The organism is Streptomyces sp. VRA16 Mangrove soil (assembly GCF_017377775.1).
Lineage (GTDB): Bacteria > Actinomycetota > Actinomycetes > Streptomycetales > Streptomycetaceae > Streptomyces.
This window is the reverse complement of sequence record NZ_JAFVLN010000002.1, coordinates 98166-115067: the sequence shown is the minus strand read 5'-3', so window position 1 is coordinate 115067 and position 16902 is coordinate 98166. Positions and strand designations below refer to the sequence as shown.

Below are 16902 nucleotides of genomic sequence, written 5' to 3'. Positions count from 1 at the left end.
CGCTTGCCAAGATCGCAGCGGCAGACCGTCAGGTCAATGGTTGACTTCTGAATTTCCTGTGCGTAATGGCGCTGCTCAGGAGGCGGTGCGCGGCGTCGCCGACGCCGCGGCCGGTGACACGGACAGCAGCCGCCCGTGCGCGGCCACCACCAGCGCGTCGTCGACCGGCGCGAGCGACGGCGGTGCTCCCGTGCCGCCGGGCCGCGGCGGGCACCGGACGGTCGGGGCCGCGCCGCTTGACGCGTCCGGTGCGCGGGGCGAGGGCGGTCAGCCGGTCCTCGGAGGTGACGAAGTAGGCGTCGTCGCGGCGGGAGTTCACCACCGGGGCGGCCGCGACACCGTGGCTCTTCACACCCTTCGGGCGGGACCACAGAGGGCGGCCCGAGTGCGCGTCGACGGCGTCGGTCTGCCCCTGCGAGCGGGTGAAGCAGACGACCCCGTCGACGAGACGGGCGCCGGCGCGGACGGTCAGGTCGATGCCGGTGATGGGCGTGGTGCGCAGCGAACGGCTCGTCGCGTCGATCCGGGCGAGCGTCGTGTACGAGCCCCTCTCCTCCTTGTCGAGATGGCCGCTGTCGCAGCCGAGCGCGACGAAGTCGCCGTCGGCCAGGCCGATCGGCTCGATCTCGTACGGCGTCGTGGCGAGCCACCGCACCGCGCCGTTCGAGGGCCGGAACTGCGTGAGCCTGTGCGGGGCGTCGTTCGTGTCGCTCACCCCGGCCGCCTCGCACGCGCCGAACAGCGTACCGCCGTACGCGTACAGATCGCAGATGAAGCCGGCCGGGTCGGGGGCCCGCCACGGCTCCTCGCCTTCCGTCGCCCGCAGCGCCACGATCCGCCGGTCGCCGGGGAGCACGGCGAAGACGGTGCCGCCGCTCATCGCCGCGAACCGCCGGCCGCTCGCCATCGCGTGCTGCCACACCGGCTGGCCGTCGGACAGGGCGCGGCCCACGACGACGTATCCGCCCGCCGTCGACTTCTCCATGGTGACCACCGTGCGGGCGGTGTCACCGAGCGGCCGGATCACGTCCTGCGCGATCCCGGTCCGCCAGGCCACGGAGCCGTCGGCGGCGTCGACGCGGGCGACCGCGCGCTTGCCGTCGACGCGGTACGGGTCGTCGCCGTGCACCACGCAGCCCTGAGCGTCGGCGCCCGGCGGCAGGCGGTCAGCGCCTCACGCGTCGAGCCTGCGCACGCGGCCCGCTCCCACGCCCGCGATCCCCATCGGCACGCACAGCACCGCGAGCAGCGCCAGCGGCACCGTCCAGTCGCCCGTCGCGTCGTGCAGGGCGCCGAGCAGGAACGGGCCCGCCGCGGCGAGGAGATAGCCGACGCCTTGCGCCATGCCGGACATCTCCGCGGCGCGCGCTGCGTCGGGGGAGCGCAGCACGATCACCGCGAGGGCGGTGCTGATGAGCAGTCCCGCGCCGAAGCCGAGCATCAGCATCCAGGCGTAGGCGCCGCCGACCGGGGCCACGATCAGGCCGACGAGCGAGCCGAGGACGAGGAGCGTGCCGGTGACGGAGAAGGCGACCTGGTTGCGGAAGCGGCCCACGAACACGGTGAAGGTGAGCGAGCCGACGATGCCGACGAGGCTCATCAGTGACAGCATCCAGCCCGCCTCCGTGGTGGACATGCCCTCGCTCGTCAGCATCGCGGGGATCCAGGCGGCGCAGGCGTAGTACTGGAGCGACTGCAACCCCATGAGCAGCGTGATCTGCCAGGCCAGCGGGGAGCGGCGCAGCGGGGTGCGGGAGCCGTCGTCGGTGTCCGCCGTCGCGGGCGGGGTGTCCGGGCGGCGCAGCTGCGGCACCCACAGGGCCAGGGCGAGGGCGGAGAGCACGGCCCAGACGCCGATCGCGCCGCGCCAGCCGAGCCCGAGCGCGTCGCCCAGCGGCACCGTGACTCCGGCGGCAAGCGCCGCGCCGCAGAACAGGGCCACCGAGTAGAGGCCCATCATCAGTCCGGTGCGGTGCTGGAAGTGGCGCTTGATGACGCTCGGCACCAGCACGTTGGAGAGTGAGATCGCGGCGCCGATCAGCGCGGTCCCGGCGAACAGGGCGGGCAGTCCGGGCGCGAGGCGCAGCGCGATGCCCGTGGTGAGCAGCGCCATCATCGCGCCGAGCGCCCGCGTTATACCGATCCGGCGCGACAGCTTCGCGGCGAACGGCGCCAGCAGACCGAAGCAGAGGATCGGCAGCGTGGTGAGCAGGCCCGCCCGTGAGCCGCTCAGGCCGGTCGACGCGCGGATCGCGTCCAGCTCGGGGGAGACCGAGACGACACCGGGACGCAGGTTCATGGCGATCAGCAGAATGCCGGCGGCGAGCAGACCGCCGACGGCGGGCACGGGGTTCCCGGTGGCCCGGGGCGCGGAGGTGGTGGCGCGTGAGTGATCGGCAGTCTGGGGCATGCGCACCAACGTAACATCCCATGTTTCGCAGGAGGCGGGCTATTAAATGGCTCAAATCTCAAGAACTCAGGCGAAACGACTGCGCGAGATATGGGATATTTGGCTGTGGCAAGCTCGCCTGGATCCGTCCGTGCGACCGATGAGAGAGAGGCCGTCACCGTGCCCGGAGCAGCACCACCGACCAACGGGGCAGGAGCCACCCTGGTCCAGCGGACCATCGGGCGCATCGAGCGGGCCATCGAGAGCGGCGAGTGGGCCGTGGGCGACCGGATCCCGGCCGAGGGGCAGCTCGTCGAGGCGCTGGGCGTCGGGCGCAACACCGTGCGCGAGGCGGTCCGGGCGCTGTGCCACACCGGGCTGCTGGAGGCCCGGCGCGGCGACGGTACGTACGTCCGCGCGGCCAGCGACCTGAACGCGGCGCTCCAACGCCGTCTGCGTCGAGCCGAGTTGAAGCACATCCTCCAGGTCCGCCTGGCCATCGAGCGGGAGGCGGCCCCCGCGGCCGCCGTGCACCGCGGCGAGGACGACCTGGCCCGGATCCTGTCCGCGTTCCTCGCCCGGCGGCGCGCCGACGAGAGCGGCGACCCCGTCGCCTACGTCGACCGGGACCTGGAGTTCCACCGGGCGATCGTCGCCGCGAGCGGCAATCCGCTGATGGCCGAGCTGTACGAGTCCCTCATCGAGTCGGTGCGCGACAGCATCGCCTCGCTGCGCCCAAGCTGGGCCCCTGAGCTGCCCGGCGCCTGTGCCCACGAGGACCTGGCCGACGCCATCGCCCGCCGTGACCCGGAAGCGGCGACCAAGGCGGCCTGGGCGCACACCCGGACCGTGGAGGACGCCATGGAGCGGATGAAGGAGGACGGCGCGTGAGGCCCGAACCCGGCGAGGTGCTGCACTTCTCCGAGGATCCCGCGATCCGTGAGTTCGTCCCGCACGTCGCCGCCACCGCGAGCCGGCCCGATCCGTACGTCTGGGCCGTCGATGCCGTGCAGGCGCCCGCCTACTGGTTCCCGCGGCAGTGCCCCCGCGCCATGGCCTGGGTCGCCGACGGCACCACGGACGCCGACCGGCGCGCGGTCTTCGGGGCGGCGCCCGAGGAGCGGGTCCACGTCATCGAGTACAGCTGGGCCGAGCGGTTCATGAACGTACGGCTCTACGCCTACCGGCTGCCCGCCGACCGCTTCACCCCCTTCGGCGAGCCCGTGCCGCACGCCTGGGTCGCCACCGATGCCGTCGTGCCGCTCGGGCCCGCCGAGCCGGTCGGCGATCTGCTGACGCTCCATCAACAGGCCGACATCCAGCTGAGGTTCGTCAACACGCTCTGGACATTCTGGGACGCGGTCACCACCAGCACCCTGGGTTTCAGCGGCATCAGGCTGCGCAACGCCACCCCGCGCTGACCTCTCGTCCGCCCCTGTCGAAGGCGCCCTGCCCGGCTCTACTCTGGCTGTGCCTCAATGGCCTTGAGGGGGGAGTCGTATGAGCGAGAGCAGCGCGCGACGGGAGCCCGCCAAGGGCGGCGAACGTCTCGCGGACTGGGCGGACGGCCGGCTCGGGATCTACGCGCTGGCCAAGTCCCAGATGCGGAAGGTGTTTCCGGACCATCCCACGTTCATGCTGGGCGAGATCTGCCTCTACAGCTTCATCATCCTGATCCTCACCGGCACCTATCTGACCCTCTTCTTCAAGCCGACCGCCGCCGAGGTGGTCTACAACGGCTCGTACACGCCGCTCAAGGGCATCATCGTCTCCCAGGCGTACGCGTCCACGCTCCACATCAGCATGGAGGTGCGCGGCGGACTGCTGATCCGGCAGATCCACCACTGGGCGGCGCTCGTCTTCGTCGCCGGCATGCTCGTGCACATGATGCGGGTGTTCTTCACCGGCGCCTTCCGCAAGCCGCGCGAGCTCAACTGGGTCTTCGGCTGGACCCTGTTGTTCCTGGGCATCATGACCGGCCTCACCGGCTACTCGCTCCCCGACGACCTGCTCTCCGGCACCGGACTGAAGTTCGCGCAGGGCGCCATCCTGTCGGTGCCGATCGTGGGTACGTACCTGTCGATGTTCCTGTTCGGCGGCGAATTCCCGGGGGACGACTTCATCGCCCGGCTCTACCCGATCCACATCCTGCTGCTGCCCGGGATCATGCTGGCGCTCGTCACGGTCCATCTGATCCTGGTCTTCTACCACAAGCACACCCAGTTCGCGGGCCCGGGACGGGACGAGAGCCGCGTCGTCGGCGCCCCCTTCATGCCGATCTACATGGCGAAGGCCGGCGGCTTCTTCTTCCTCGTCTTCGGAGTGCTGACCGTGCTGGCGGCGGTCGCGACCATCAACCCCGTCTGGGCCTTCGGCCCCTACCGCACCGATCTGGTGACGACCGGCGCGCAACCCGACTGGTACCTCGGCTTCTCCGAGGGCCTGATCCGGGTGATGCCGGGATGGGAGATCAACGCCTGGGGCCACACGCTGGCACTGGGCGTCTTCATCCCCTTCACGCTCTTCCCGCTGATCCTCTCCCTGATGCTGATCTATCCCTTCGCCGAGGCGTGGATCACCGGGGACAAACGGGAGCACCATGTCGCGCAGCGCCCGCGCAACAACCCGGTGCGCACCGGACTCGGTGTCTCCTGGCTGGCCCTGTACGCGGTGCTGCTCATCGGCGGCGGCAACGACATCGTCGCGACCCGCTTCCACCTCTCCATCAACGTCATCACCTGGACCGTGCGGATCGGGGTGTTCGTCGTGCCGGCACTCGCCTACGTCATCACCAAACGGATCTGCAACGGACTGCAGCGGCGCGACCGCGAGAAATCACTGCACGGCCGCGAGTCCGGCATCATCAAGCGGCTGCCCCACGGCGAGTACATCGAGGTCCACGAACCGCTCACGAAGGCCGAGCTGTACACGCTCAACTCCCATGAGCAGCCCGCTGCCTACGAGTTGGGCCCGAAGGTCGACGAGAACGGTGTGGCACGGCACTTCACCGTGCGCCAGCGGATGCGGGCCCGCCTCGCCAAGGCGATGTTCGGCCCGGGGACGTATGTACCGAAGGCGACGCCGGAGGAGTACCAGGCGCTGCACGCCGGGTGGCACGAGTCGGAGCGCGTCGACTGAGACCCGCCGCTGAACCGGTGAGGGCGGTGCCGTCGAGCGGCACCGCCCCGCTCCACTAGGAGCTCAGCCGGACCGTGAAGGCACGATCCGTCGACAGCGAAGCGGTCTTCACCGTCGTGATGCCCGTCTGTGCGTCGTACGACCAGTCGTCCGCCGCGAGCCGGTGCCCGTCCACCGTCACCCGGGACGGCGCGGCCAGACCGTGCACGGTGAAGGTGTAGGCGCGGGCGGACGCCTTCCCCTGATAACTGCCCCTGCTGGCGCCGACGTTGACGACCGAGCCGTGCTTGTCGGTGTCCACCGTCACGCGCTGCGTCGCCGACGCGCCCTTCGTGAAGTCGCGGGTCACCCCGTCGTCCTCGTAGAGCGTGTACGCGCTGTGGCCGCCCTCGGAGGCGTAGACGTCATAGCCGAGCTGCCCCTTGTCGCGGGTCTTCCACGACGTGGTGCCCTTCGGCCACATCGGCACGATCGCGCCCGACTTCACGAACAGCGGGAGCGTGTCGATCGGCGCGTGGTAGCCGTCGATCGTCGTCGGACCGTGGTACGTCTTCCCGGTCCAGTAGTCCGTCCACTCGCCCTTCGGCAGATAGATGCCGTCGCGGGTGTCCGTGTCCTGGTAGACCGGCGCCACCAGGAAGTCGTCGCCCGCCAGGTACTCGTACTTGGCCTGCGCACCCAGGGTGTTGGCGTCCTTCGGGTACTCCAGCCACAGCGGGCGTACGCCGCCGACGCCGGTGTCGGACGCCTGCTTGGCCAGCGTGTACAGGTACGGCAGCAGCCGCTCGCGCAGCTGCAGGTACTTGCGGTTGATCGACGTGTACGGCTCGCCGTCCACCCACGGCTGCTGGTTGATCTTCTGGCCGGTGGTGATGTCGCGGGCCCAGCCGTCCATCGTCATGACGGCCGGCAGGAACGTCTTGGCCTGCAGATCACGCGCGTACATCTTCGCGTCGTGCGAGTAGATCGAGCCGATGTCACCCGTGTTGTACGCGATGCCGGACATGGTCGCGCCCGCGTACGTCGGGATCTGCCAGCGCACGTAGTCCCACGACAGCTTCTGGTCGCCGGACCAGAGCACCGAGCAGCGCTGCGCGCCCGCCCAGGACACCGGCATCCACACGAAGCCACGGGCGTCGCTGTTGTCCTCGATACCGGCCTTCGCCTTGTCGCAGGCGTCGAGCGCCATTCCGTAGCCGTTGCCGACCCAGGCGACGTCCAGCTTGGCGACCCGCTGGCCCGCCTTCACCTGGTCGGCGAGCTTGTCGATGCCGTCCTGCGTCCACAGCCCGAGCTGGGCGCCGCGGTCCTGGAGGCCCTTTGCGGTCTCGGCGAGGTTCTCGTAGCCGCAGCCGTAGCCGTCGTTGACCAGCATCCAGCCGAGCGGCATCTCGTTGGCCACGTATCCGTCGGCGACCTTCAGGGAGTCGAGGGTGTGGCGCTCGCCCTGGTTCGCGTTGTGCAGATAGCAGTCCGCGTCGCCGGGCTCCAGACCGTAGACCGGCGGCATGAACGGCTTGCCGACCAGTGACGTGTACTTGCCGATGACCTGTTTGGCGTCACCGATGAAGTAGTACGCGTCCAGGCGGCGCTCCTGCTGGCCGGTGTGGACCGAGGAGCCGAAGTCGTAGACGCCCGGCGCGAACGTGTTGCGGTAGACGCCGTAACCGGACGAAGAGAGGTAGAAGGGCTGGGAGTTGGGGTAGCCGCCCTCGTTCCAGTTGGTGTTGTTGGCGACGTACATCGTCTGGCCGCGGTGCGAGAAGCTGCCGTTCTGCTCACCGCCGCCGAAGAACTGTTCGTCGGCGCCGCGCTCCAGGCTCTGTCGCATTCCGCCGGTGGACCAGCGCAGCGGCTTGTCCTCCTGCCAGATGCGGGTCCTGTTGTCGGCCTGGTAGAGGCCGAAGCGCAGCGGCTTCTTGTAGACGCGCAGCACGGCCGACGAGGACCGGATGCCGTAGTACGTGCCCGCGTCGAAGGACGTCGTGCGCGGGTCGACGGCGGGCTGCTCCCGCACGATCTGTGACCCCGCAGGGTCGCTGAACGAGCCCGACGGATCGGCCTGCAGCCGGAGTTGACCCCCCTTCAGGAAGTCGGCCTTCGCCTTGAGGTCGCCCGCGGCGATCTCGTAGCTGCCGTCCTTCCCCTGGAAGGAGGTGAGGTTCCCGGCGTCCGTGGTCTGCGGCAGATACGCCTTGCCGACGAAGGAGTTGTCGTGCACGTCGTACGGCACGACGACCACGTGGTACGTGCCGTTCGCCTTCGGGATGACGGTCGCCTCGGGGTCGGCGGTGCCCGCACTGGAGGCCACCTGCTTGCCCGCGTCGTCGTAGATGTACAGGTCGAAGTCGTCGGTGGGCTGCTTGGCCCACTCGATCGAGATCGGCACCCCGCCCTCGGGGTTGTCGGCCCAGTACCCGTCGGGGACCGACACCGTCAGGTCGAAACGGTCGCACGTCTTCCCGTCGGGGTCGTCGGCCGCCGACGGACACTGCTTCGGGTCGCCGACCGTGCCCGCCGCGTAGGTGGGGCTCTGCCAGGTGACGCTCTGGTGTCCGGTGTCGAGGGTGCCCGAGCCGGGAGTGGCGGCCCCGGCCTGCTGCGCGGGGGCGACCAGCAGGCCCGCCCCGAGCAGTGCGAGCGCGCCGCAGCCGCCCAACATCGCTCTGCCCCGTCGTCGTTGCCATCGCCTGCGCTCAGTGTGCACGGTGCTTCTCCGCTCTCGCAGGGCCGTTCGACCGGCCCGGCATCTCGATCGCGTTGATGTTTGCTTGTGCTTGAACATTCGGGATTTCGTGCAACTTCGAGCATGAAGATGCCCGTGAGGACCGAAGTCTGTCAACGCCCCTGGAAGCTCGGCGGATTCGACGCCCGTCCGCTCGTGGGTCGGGCCGTCCTCGCGGTCTCGGCGTCCTCCCACCCGGCCCTTGGGCCTCGCCCTCCTCTGCGGCGACCCCGACCGGTGATTCTTTGCGCAAGTCGCTGTCCGGGATCGAGGCCGGGCCCTACGGTGGACTCCCCGCATACGGGGACCCCAACAGGCTTGCGGAGCAAGGGAGTTGGGGGTGAGGCGGGAGGGGGAACGTATGACCGCCGAGGATCTGGCGCGGCATGTGACCGACGCGAGCGATCTGCTCGCCCTGATCGAGGAACGCCCGCCGGCGTCCTTCACCGAACCCGCCGCGCGCGCCGCGCTCGTGCGGGCCCGGGACGCGTTGAGGGCCGCCCGCGAGAGCGCCGGTGAGCCCTTCGGGGTCGGGCTCGTCGGCGAGTTGAGCGCCGGGAAGTCGCTGCTTCTGGGCACCCTGCTGGGACTCCCCGAACTGCTGCCGGTCGGCGACGAGGCCGTCACCGGCAACGTGACCGTGGTGCACGCCGGGCCCGCCCCGGCGGACCAGGGCTCGCGCCAGAAGGCCGTGCACGTCGAGTACTTCACCGAGGAGCAGGCCGCCGAGTACCTGCGCCATCTGCGCGACGAGCTCGGCGCGCACGCCGCGCAGGCCGGCCTCGATCAGCACCTCCTCGACACACTGCGCCGCATCCGCCTGGACAGCCCCGACTGTGCCGAGCTCGTCGCCTTCCGCGACGTGCATCTCGGCGGCGAACTGGCCCGGCAGCTCGCCGGGACCCTCGGCGAACTCCGTCTGGTCGAGCAGGCGTTGGCGCGTGCCGCGCGCAGCGGGCGGCGGTTGCTCGGCGCCCGCTTCGAGCTGGACGACCGGCTCGCCGGGGCCGCCGTCGTGCTGCCTGGACCCGAAGGCGGCGCCGCCGTCGATCCGCGCACCCAGGGCGGCGCGATGGACATGGAGCTGCTGCGCGCCACGATGCCGTTGGTCCGTCGCGTCGTGCGTCACGTCGAGGTCGACCGCGCCGTCTGGGACCTCACCGACTTCCCCGGCGGAGCCCTGCGGCTGTTCGACTTCCCGGGGCTCAACAGCGCGTTCAGCGCCGTGCGCGACCAGTACGTGTGCGCGGCCGAACTGCGCTCCGTGCACACCGTGCTCATCCTGCTCAAGACCACGGGCGGCGCCACCGACACCCCCGAGCGGCTCGTGCGGATGTGGCACGGCGCCCGGCGTGCCGACGGCCTGGAGAACTCGGTGCTCGCCGCCGTCAGCCGCTTCCATGAACTGCCGGTGAGTCAGGCCCTGTTGAAGCCGCTCACCGACGAGCCGGGCCCGCTCACCCGGGACCCCGTCCTCGACACGGTGCCGCTGCTGCGCGAACTCCTCGCCGGCGCCGAACGGCTCGTGGCCCCCGGCCGCGCCGACCGCGTCGTCCTCACCTCCGCCATCCGGGCGCTCGCCACCTCGCGACTGCTTGCGGGGCTCGGCCCGGAGTTCCGGCGCGCCCGCCACTTCGACACCCAACTCCCGCTCGCCGAGGCCCGCGCGGGACTGTGGCGGGACATCGGCGAACGGCTGGAACGGGACGACGTCGGCGGCCCGCTCGGCGGCATGCTCACCGCGTTCGCCGCCGACGGGGGACTGGGCCGGCTGCGCCGCGCCCTGCTCGACCACGTCACCGAGCACGGCGTCGCCCTGCGCCTCGCCCAGCTCGACGGCCGCCGCCGGCAGGCCGCCGAAGCGCTGCGCGAGCTGTACGGCGCGCTGGGCGCGGGCGGTCCAGGACCGGCCGACGCGTTCCACCCGGGCGGTTCCGCGCGGGCCGACGCCGGTGTCGAGGCCGGCGTGCGCAAAGGGTTCATCGCGCTGCTCTCGGTGTGGGAGGAGATCGTCGCCCGCTGCGCCACCGACCTGCTCGACGCCCGCAGCCTGCACCTGCCCGGCGACCCGCACGAGGCCCAAGGTCCCACGCTCTTCGACGAGTTGGAGGGTGACGCCGCCGAGCGGGTGTTCGCCTGGGAGTCGTGGCGACGCCTCCTGGACGCCGTACGCGACGAACACGTCGACCCCGGCAGCCTGCCGTTCGACCGGCCGCCGCCGCTGACCGCCGACGACCTGTTCGCCGAGTTCCGCGACACCTGCCGGGACATCGAGTCCCGCAACGCGTCCCGGCTGCTCGCCGCCGTGGAGCACTGGCTCGTCGGCTACCAGCACCGCCTGGTCACCGCGGCCCGGGAACTGGGCGGCGTCATCACCCCCGAGGCCTTCGAACGCCTGAAGTCGGCGGCGCCCGCCGACAACGACCTGCTGATGGACCGGCTCCAGCGGGCCACCACCCTCGGCTGGCTGCGCGACAGCGCCGAGAAGGCCGTACGGGAAGAAGCCCCCGATGACGCGAGCGAGATGCGGCTGCGGGCCCGCTTCCCCCTGCGCCCCGGACAGGTACTGCCCTGGCACCCCGAGAGCAACGCCGCCCTCTACGCCCGGCACCAGACCATCGTCGCCCGCTATCGCAGGGACATGGCCGCCATGGTGCTGCACGAGTGCTTGGCCCGGCTCGCCGACGCCCAGCGGGCCGTCTGCGCCCGACTGGCCTCCCAGGCCGACGGATTCCTGGCCGAGGTGCGCACGAGCCAGGTCTCCCGAGCACTGCTCACCGCCGTCGCCGACGAGGCGCGGCACCCCGACACCGCCGGCTTCGCCGAACAGGTGCGGGTCCTGGCGGAGCCGTCCGTCTACTCGTGGCACACATCCCCGGCCCGTCGCCCCGCCGGCCTGCTGAGCACCACACCCGGCGCGAGCCTCAGCGACGTGTTCCGACTCGGAGGCGCGTGATGGCACTCGATGTGAAGTTCCTCCTCGACGCGTCCGTGGGCGGCCCGCCGGCGCGGCCGCTGCGGCCCGACGCCTCAGGGCGCTACCGGCTGCCCGCCGTGCGGCTCACCCCGGGCGAGACGGCCGTGCGCATCGAGTCGTTCACCTGCCGCGCCGAACCCGACCCGGCCCGCCCCGGCGACGGCCCGGGACCCGAATGGCTGCGCCAGGTCGCCGACGGATGGCGGGCCGTGGCCCCCGCCGGGCAGCGCATCGCCCTGCCCGTCGACGTGGCGGCCTGGCCCGTGAGCCCGCCCGACGGCAGCCCCGACGCGCCGGTCAGGCTCGTGTGCGACGTCGAGTACGTCGTCGTCTCCGAGGTCACGGGGCGCGAGGTGGAGGACTTCAGGCTGCGCGCCCACGCCGCCGTCTCCATCGCCTTCGCCCGGCCCGCCCGCGCGATGCCGCCCCCGCCGCCCCCGACCGTGCCGCCCGACACCGACCGCTACCTGGGGCACGCCGCCATCGACTTCGGCACCTCCAACTCGACGGTCACCCTGTACGACGCCCTGATCCACACCAGCCGCCCGTTCTCCACCTCCCAGGTGCAGCGGCTGCGCACCGGCATCCTCCAGCGGGTGCTCGGCGCCCCGTTCCCCCAGGTCGTCACCGGGGAATGGGCGTCCGTGCTCGCCCTGACCGCCGCCGAACTCGGCGAGCCCCCGCACCCGGCCACCCCCGGCGCCGAGGCGCAGCCGCTCGCCACGCGCATCGGCTCCGAGACCGGCTCCACCGGCCTGTTCCGGCTCTGCCTGCTCCTCGAACAGCGGCTGCCCGACTGCTCGTACGCACTGCGCCACGAACTCGCCCGGCGCCTGTACCGCTGCTACGACGACGCGTTCAGCGAACCGCCCCTGGAACCCATGCGCCTGTTCCAGGTCGAACTCGGCGACGGCAGCCACGAAGTGCCCAGCCGCCTGGAGGTGCTGGGCGTGGACCCGCTCACCGTCCGCCTCGGCGACCCCGAGCGGCTGCCCCCGCCCGGCGGCGACACCGCCACCCTCTCCGGCGTCATCGGGCAGCGCCCGCTCGCCGCGTACCGGGGACTCAAGCTGCGCCTGGGCGACCCGCGCCCCATGGAGGGGCTGCCGGGCGATACGCCACCGACCTCGGACGACCTGATCCGGACGGGACTCGGCTACCTCGTCGACCGGGCCGACCGCTACATCCACGCCCACGCGGGCGGCAGCATCGGCTCCGGCACCCTCGACGACATCGTCCTGACCTATCCGACCGTGGCCACCCCTGACGTGCGCCGCACCCTGTTCTCGCTGGTCGCCGACGGGCTCGGGATCAACCGGGTGTCGATGCACTTCGACGAGGCCATCGCCGCCGTCATGTTCTTCGTCATGCGGGACTTCGGCGGCGATCTGAACGTCGGCGTCGAGGCGTTCCGCGCCCGCTCCCGCGAACAGCGGCTCGGCACCTGGGTGCAGAACATCGCCATCATCGACATCGGCGGCGGCACCACCGACATGGCCCTGGTCACCCTCACCCTGAAGGACACCACGCCGACCGCCGTCCTGGAGCGCCCCGACGCCGACCGGCTCGGCCGGCACTACACGCTCATACCGAAGGTGCGCGGCTCCAGCGGTCACACCCGGCTCGGCGGCGACCTGCTCACCCTCACCGTCTTCCACTGGCTGAAGGCGTCCCTCGCGGACCGGCTCCTCGCCCGCGCTCCCGAGGGCCACCGCACGGCGCTGCAGACGGAGCGGACCACCTACCTCGACGGCGACGGCCGGTACCGGGCCGGCCGGCTGCCCACCGACGTGCACGCCGACGACGACACCCTGCGCGCCGCGGCCCGCCGCCTCGCCGAGGCCGTCGTGCCCACCCAGTGGAAGAACGGGCCGGCCTCCGAACGGGAGCAGCGCCGCTGGCACTTCGAGCAGCTGTGGAAACTCGCCGACCAGGCCAAGATCCACCTGGGCGCGTCGGCGGCCCCCGCGGGCCAGCCGCCGTCGGCCATGGCCTTCGGCGAGCAGGAACTCTCCGGCATCCTCGGCAGCCTCGGCCGGGGCGACCCGAGCCTGGGCCCGGACACCGAGCGGCACATCGCCTTCGAGCTCGACCCCGCCACCTTCCGCGAGCTGATCCGCCCGCACCTGGAGAACGTCGTCGACCTGGCCGACGGCATGCTCCGCCAGCGGCTGCGGGTCAGCTCCGTCGACGAACCCCTCGACCGGGTCGTGCTCACCGGCAAGACCAGCGCCATGCCGCTGGTCAGGGAGATCCTCGTCGACAAGCTCGGCCGCGGCTGGAACCTCGACTGGGACCCGGCGACCATCGAGGTCGAGCACGCCTACGCCAAGACGGCCACCTCCATCGGCGCGGCCTGGGCCGAGCACGTGCGCCAGACCGCGTTCGCCCCGGAGGGCGCCATCCCCGCCCTGGAACAGGGCCGCTCCCTCGTCCAGGTCGACGTCGACAACCTGTTCTTCGCGCTGCCCTGCGCCTTCGAGCACGGCCTCACCCACGGCGTCGGCGACCTGACCCTGTTCAGCGCCAACGAGGAACTCCACCACCTCGTGCACACCGAGGGCGCGGCGCCCGTCCTCGCCGTGCGCAGCACGCGGCCGAAACGGCTCACCGAGTCCGTCAGCGTCGTCCGGGTCCGCGAGGGCAACCAGGGGAACATCACCTGGGGCCAGTTCAAGTGCCCGCAGATCGGCCGCCAGCTGCCCGGCATGCCGCCCGGCGCCATGCTCGACCCGGCCGTCTGGCCCGACCGCGTCGACATCCTCTTCGAGGTCACCGCCGACCTCGACGTGTTCGGCCACCTGTCGTACGGGCGCCCGCACCACATCGTGCCGGAGCACGACGGCCGGCCCACCGTCGACGTGTGGCGGACCCTGCACAAGGCGGGGCATCTCAAGGACGGCCGCCATCCCGACGTGCTGCCGCTGACGGTGTACGTGGGCAGGACCATCGCCGGATCCGCGCACGCGGGCGACGGCACGCCGGTGTTCACGGCGGGCGCGCTGTTCGACGAGACGTTCCACGACGACACCGGGAGCGGACCCGGCCGGCCCGGACTGCTCAGCGCCTATCTGCCCGAGCCCGCGCACTCGGGGGAGTGGGAGTTCTCCGTCGCCGTCGAGGGCGAGCAGGGCCCCGACACCATCACCCTCGGCCGGCTGCGGCGGCCTGCCACGGCGCTCGGCCTGCGCACCCGCTACCGCGCCTCGCTCGACGCGGCGGGACAACTCCGCGTGCACGCCGCCGAGTTGCCCTTCTGGCCCGCCCGCGACCTGATCCACGTACAGGAGGAGCCAGGACGGGTGCTGCGGGAGCGGATGACCGTCCAGGACAAGAACCGGGACGAGCTGGACGACCCGTTCGCGGGCGTCCAGTGAACCCGGCCGGGCCGCCGCTGCGTGAGGTGCTGGAGCAACTCCTCGCCGCCGAACGGTCGTTGTGCGGCACGGCGACGGCCGCCGCCGTCGACGCGCTGCGCGCCACCCTGCGCGCCGCCCTCGACGCGGCACCCGACGATCCGGGCGCGCCCGCCGGTGCCCGGCTCCTCGCCGGCCTCGACGCGCTGCGCGGGGCACCCGCCGCCGACGGGGCGTGGCCGCGGCTGCGCCCCGGGAGCCCCGAGCGGCCCGCGGCGGCCGGGCTCGCCGAACCGGCCGCCGAACTCGCCAAGTCCGCCGCCGTCGAGGACTATGCCCCCGGCGCCGTACCCCCGTCGGCCGCGGGCCCCGACGACGAGGACCGGCTGCGCCGCTGGTACCACCTCACCCTGCTGCGGCTGCCCGAACGCCACGCGGCCCCGTTCCGCCGCCGCGCCGCACAGCTCGACCCGCCCCCGCCGGGCCGCTGGCACGAGCTGCCCGGCCGCTACGACGAGGAACTGCTGCCGCCCGCCCCCGAGGGCCGGGCGGGCCTGCGCACCCGCCGTACCCCCGGCGGAGCGGGGCTGCGCGAACTGTCCCGGATCGCCCTGCGGATCGGCGAGTTCGACGCGTCCCTGTGCCATCTCCTGGAAGGGCTGTGGACCGGCGGATCGGCGCTGCTGTGCGACCCTGACGTGCGCGACGCCTACGCGGCCGAGCTCGACCGCCGCCTCGACGCCGTGGACCGCACCGCGGACGCCACCCCCGAGCGGGTGCGCGCCCTGGTCCGGGCCGCCGAGGCGGTCTGCTCGGTCGTCCACCTGCCGCCCGCCCCGCCCACCAGCTGGTGGTACCGCTACGCCGAGGACGCCACAGGCATCGTGCTCGACGCGGCCCGCACGGCGCACGCCGCCGGGCACGACGTCGAGGTGTTCCTGCCCGCCGGGCCCTACCGAGAGGCCCGCCGCCACACCCAGACCGACGACGTGCGGCTCACGGCGGGCGGCAGGCCCGGCGACACCCTCGCCTGTCTGCGCCTGTGGCTGCGCGCGGGCGACCAGGTCTTCCCCGGCCGGGTCGTGTACCGGGGCACCGAGTGACTACCGGGCCCCGGCCCCGTACGCCCACACGTCCCGCATCATCGGCGTCGGCGTCGGCCCGGTCATCGTGTACTGGGAGAGCAGGACCGTGACCGTCCCGGTCGACGGGGTGAGATGCGCGGCGCACCCGCTGCCGCCCGTCCAGCCGTAGCGGCCCGGCACCTCCCACGGCTCGTGGCGCTCCACGTCGACGGAGCCGCCGTAGCCCCAGCCCTGTCCCTGGGTGAAGATCTCGATCTCCGCGCGCTGGGCGTCGGTCAGATGGTTCGTCGTCATCCGGCGCACCGCGTCGGCCGACAGCACGTCGCCGCCGCCCGCCAGCAGCATCCGCGCGAACGCCCACCAGTCGTCGGCCGTGGAGACCAGCCCGCCCGCGCCGGAGGGGAACGCGGGCAGGCCGGTCCACTGGCCGTCCGGGGTGTCCACCAGGCGGGCACCGCCTTCCGGCGTGGGCGCGTACAGATGCGTGAAGCGGTCCCGGGCGGCGGCCGGCACCTCGAAGCCCGTGTCCTTCATGCCGAGCGGCTCGAAGATCCGCTCGGCCAGGAAGTCGGGGAGCGAGGTGCCCGTCGCCCGCTGGATCAGGACGCCCTGGATGTCCGAGCACGCGTTGTACAGCCACGCCTCGCCCGGCTGGTGCAGCAGCGGGATCCGGGCGAGCGCCGCGAGCCAGGTGTCGGGGTCCGGCAGGGTCTTCGGGGCGAACGGGTCGAGCAGCGTGAACATCAGCTGTACGACGGGCAGCGAGAAGTCCGACGGGAAACCCCAGCCCGCCCGGAACGTCATGAGGTCCTCGACGGTGAGGGCGCGGGCGGCCGGGACCACGTCCTCGACCGGGCCGTGCGGGTCCCTGACCACGTTCGGCGAGGCCAGCTCGGGCAGCCAGTGGGCGATCGGCGCGTCGAGGGCGATCCGGCCCTCGTCGACCAGCGTCATCACGGCCGCCGCCGTGATCGGCTTGGTCATCGAGGCGATACGGAAGATCGAGTCGCGGGCCAGCGGCGTCGTGCCCTCGGTGTCGGAGTGGCCCACGGCGGCCACCTCCACCTGGTCGCCGCGCGCCACCAGGCCCACGGCCCCCGGCACCGGGCCCTTCGTGACGTGCGGGGCCAGAACGCCGGCGAGGCCGTGGGTCGAGGTGTCGGTCATCGGGGTCACCCTTCTGCGGACATCCGGAAAACGTCGTACGAGAAGAGTGACCGCCGAACCGCGCT

Annotated in this window: 10 protein-coding genes; 6 read left to right on the top strand and 4 right to left on the bottom strand. The window is 72.3% G+C overall.

Annotation, left to right across the window (positions count from 1 at the left end):
• Positions 1 to 28: 28 nt before the first annotated feature.
• A complete protein-coding gene (locus J3486_RS06445; RefSeq protein WP_207819066.1) occupies positions 29 to 1132 on the bottom strand; it encodes a PQQ-binding-like beta-propeller repeat protein in 1104 nt (367 codons plus the stop codon).
• A 42-nt stretch (positions 1133 to 1174) separates the two neighbouring features.
• Positions 1175 to 2410, bottom strand: a complete 1236-nt coding sequence (locus tag J3486_RS06440) for an MFS transporter (protein WP_207819065.1) — start codon at positions 2408 to 2410, stop codon at positions 1175 to 1177.
• Positions 2411 to 2569: 159 nt separating this feature from the next.
• On the opposite strand from J3486_RS06440, the gene J3486_RS06435 reads away from it, so the two are divergent.
• The 3 genes from J3486_RS06435 to J3486_RS06425 all read left to right on the top strand — a co-directional run bounded on the left by J3486_RS06435 (position 2570) and on the right by J3486_RS06425 (position 5527).
• A complete protein-coding gene (locus J3486_RS06435) occupies positions 2570 to 3280 on the top strand; it encodes a FadR/GntR family transcriptional regulator (RefSeq protein WP_207819064.1) in 711 nt (236 codons plus the stop codon).
• Positions 3277 to 3810, top strand: coding sequence for a DUF6886 family protein (locus J3486_RS06430; RefSeq protein WP_207819063.1), 534 nt, complete (start codon positions 3277 to 3279; stop codon positions 3808 to 3810). The genes J3486_RS06435 and J3486_RS06430 overlap by 4 nt, the downstream gene beginning before the upstream one ends.
• A 79-nt stretch (positions 3811 to 3889) precedes the next feature.
• A complete protein-coding gene (locus J3486_RS06425; protein WP_207819062.1) occupies positions 3890 to 5527 on the top strand; it encodes a cytochrome bc complex cytochrome b subunit in 1638 nt (545 codons plus the stop codon).
• Positions 5528 to 5582: 55 nt separating this feature from the next.
• Here J3486_RS06425 and J3486_RS06420 read toward each other — a convergent pair whose 3' ends face one another.
• The gene (locus J3486_RS06420) at positions 5583 to 8189 is read right to left on the bottom strand and encodes a TIM-barrel domain-containing protein (RefSeq protein WP_207819061.1); all 2607 of its coding nucleotides are present in this window, start codon (positions 8187 to 8189) and stop codon (positions 5583 to 5585) included.
• A gap of 424 nt (positions 8190 to 8613) precedes the next feature.
• Between J3486_RS06420 and J3486_RS06415 the strand changes: the two genes are divergently transcribed.
• From J3486_RS06415 to J3486_RS06405, 3 genes are read left to right on the top strand one after another with little or no spacing between them, the layout of a single operon-like run.
• Positions 8614 to 11208: a dynamin family protein gene (locus J3486_RS06415; RefSeq protein WP_207819060.1), complete on the top strand. Its 2595-nt coding sequence runs from the start codon at positions 8614 to 8616 to the stop codon at positions 11206 to 11208.
• Positions 11208 to 14606: a virulence factor SrfB gene (locus tag J3486_RS06410; RefSeq protein WP_207819059.1), complete on the top strand. Its 3399-nt coding sequence runs from the start codon at positions 11208 to 11210 to the stop codon at positions 14604 to 14606. The genes J3486_RS06415 and J3486_RS06410 overlap by 1 nt, the downstream gene beginning before the upstream one ends.
• Positions 14607 to 14632: 26 nt before the next feature.
• Positions 14633 to 15688 carry a hypothetical protein gene (locus J3486_RS06405; protein ID WP_207819058.1) on the top strand — a complete coding sequence of 352 codons (1056 nt, stop codon included), beginning with the start codon at positions 14633 to 14635 and terminating at the stop codon, positions 15686 to 15688.
• Here the strand turns inward: J3486_RS06405 and J3486_RS06400 are convergent, their stop codons facing one another.
• Positions 15689 to 16837, bottom strand: a complete 1149-nt coding sequence (locus tag J3486_RS06400) for a serine hydrolase (RefSeq protein WP_207819057.1) — start codon at positions 16835 to 16837, stop codon at positions 15689 to 15691.
• Positions 16838 to 16902: the final 65 nt, after the last annotated feature.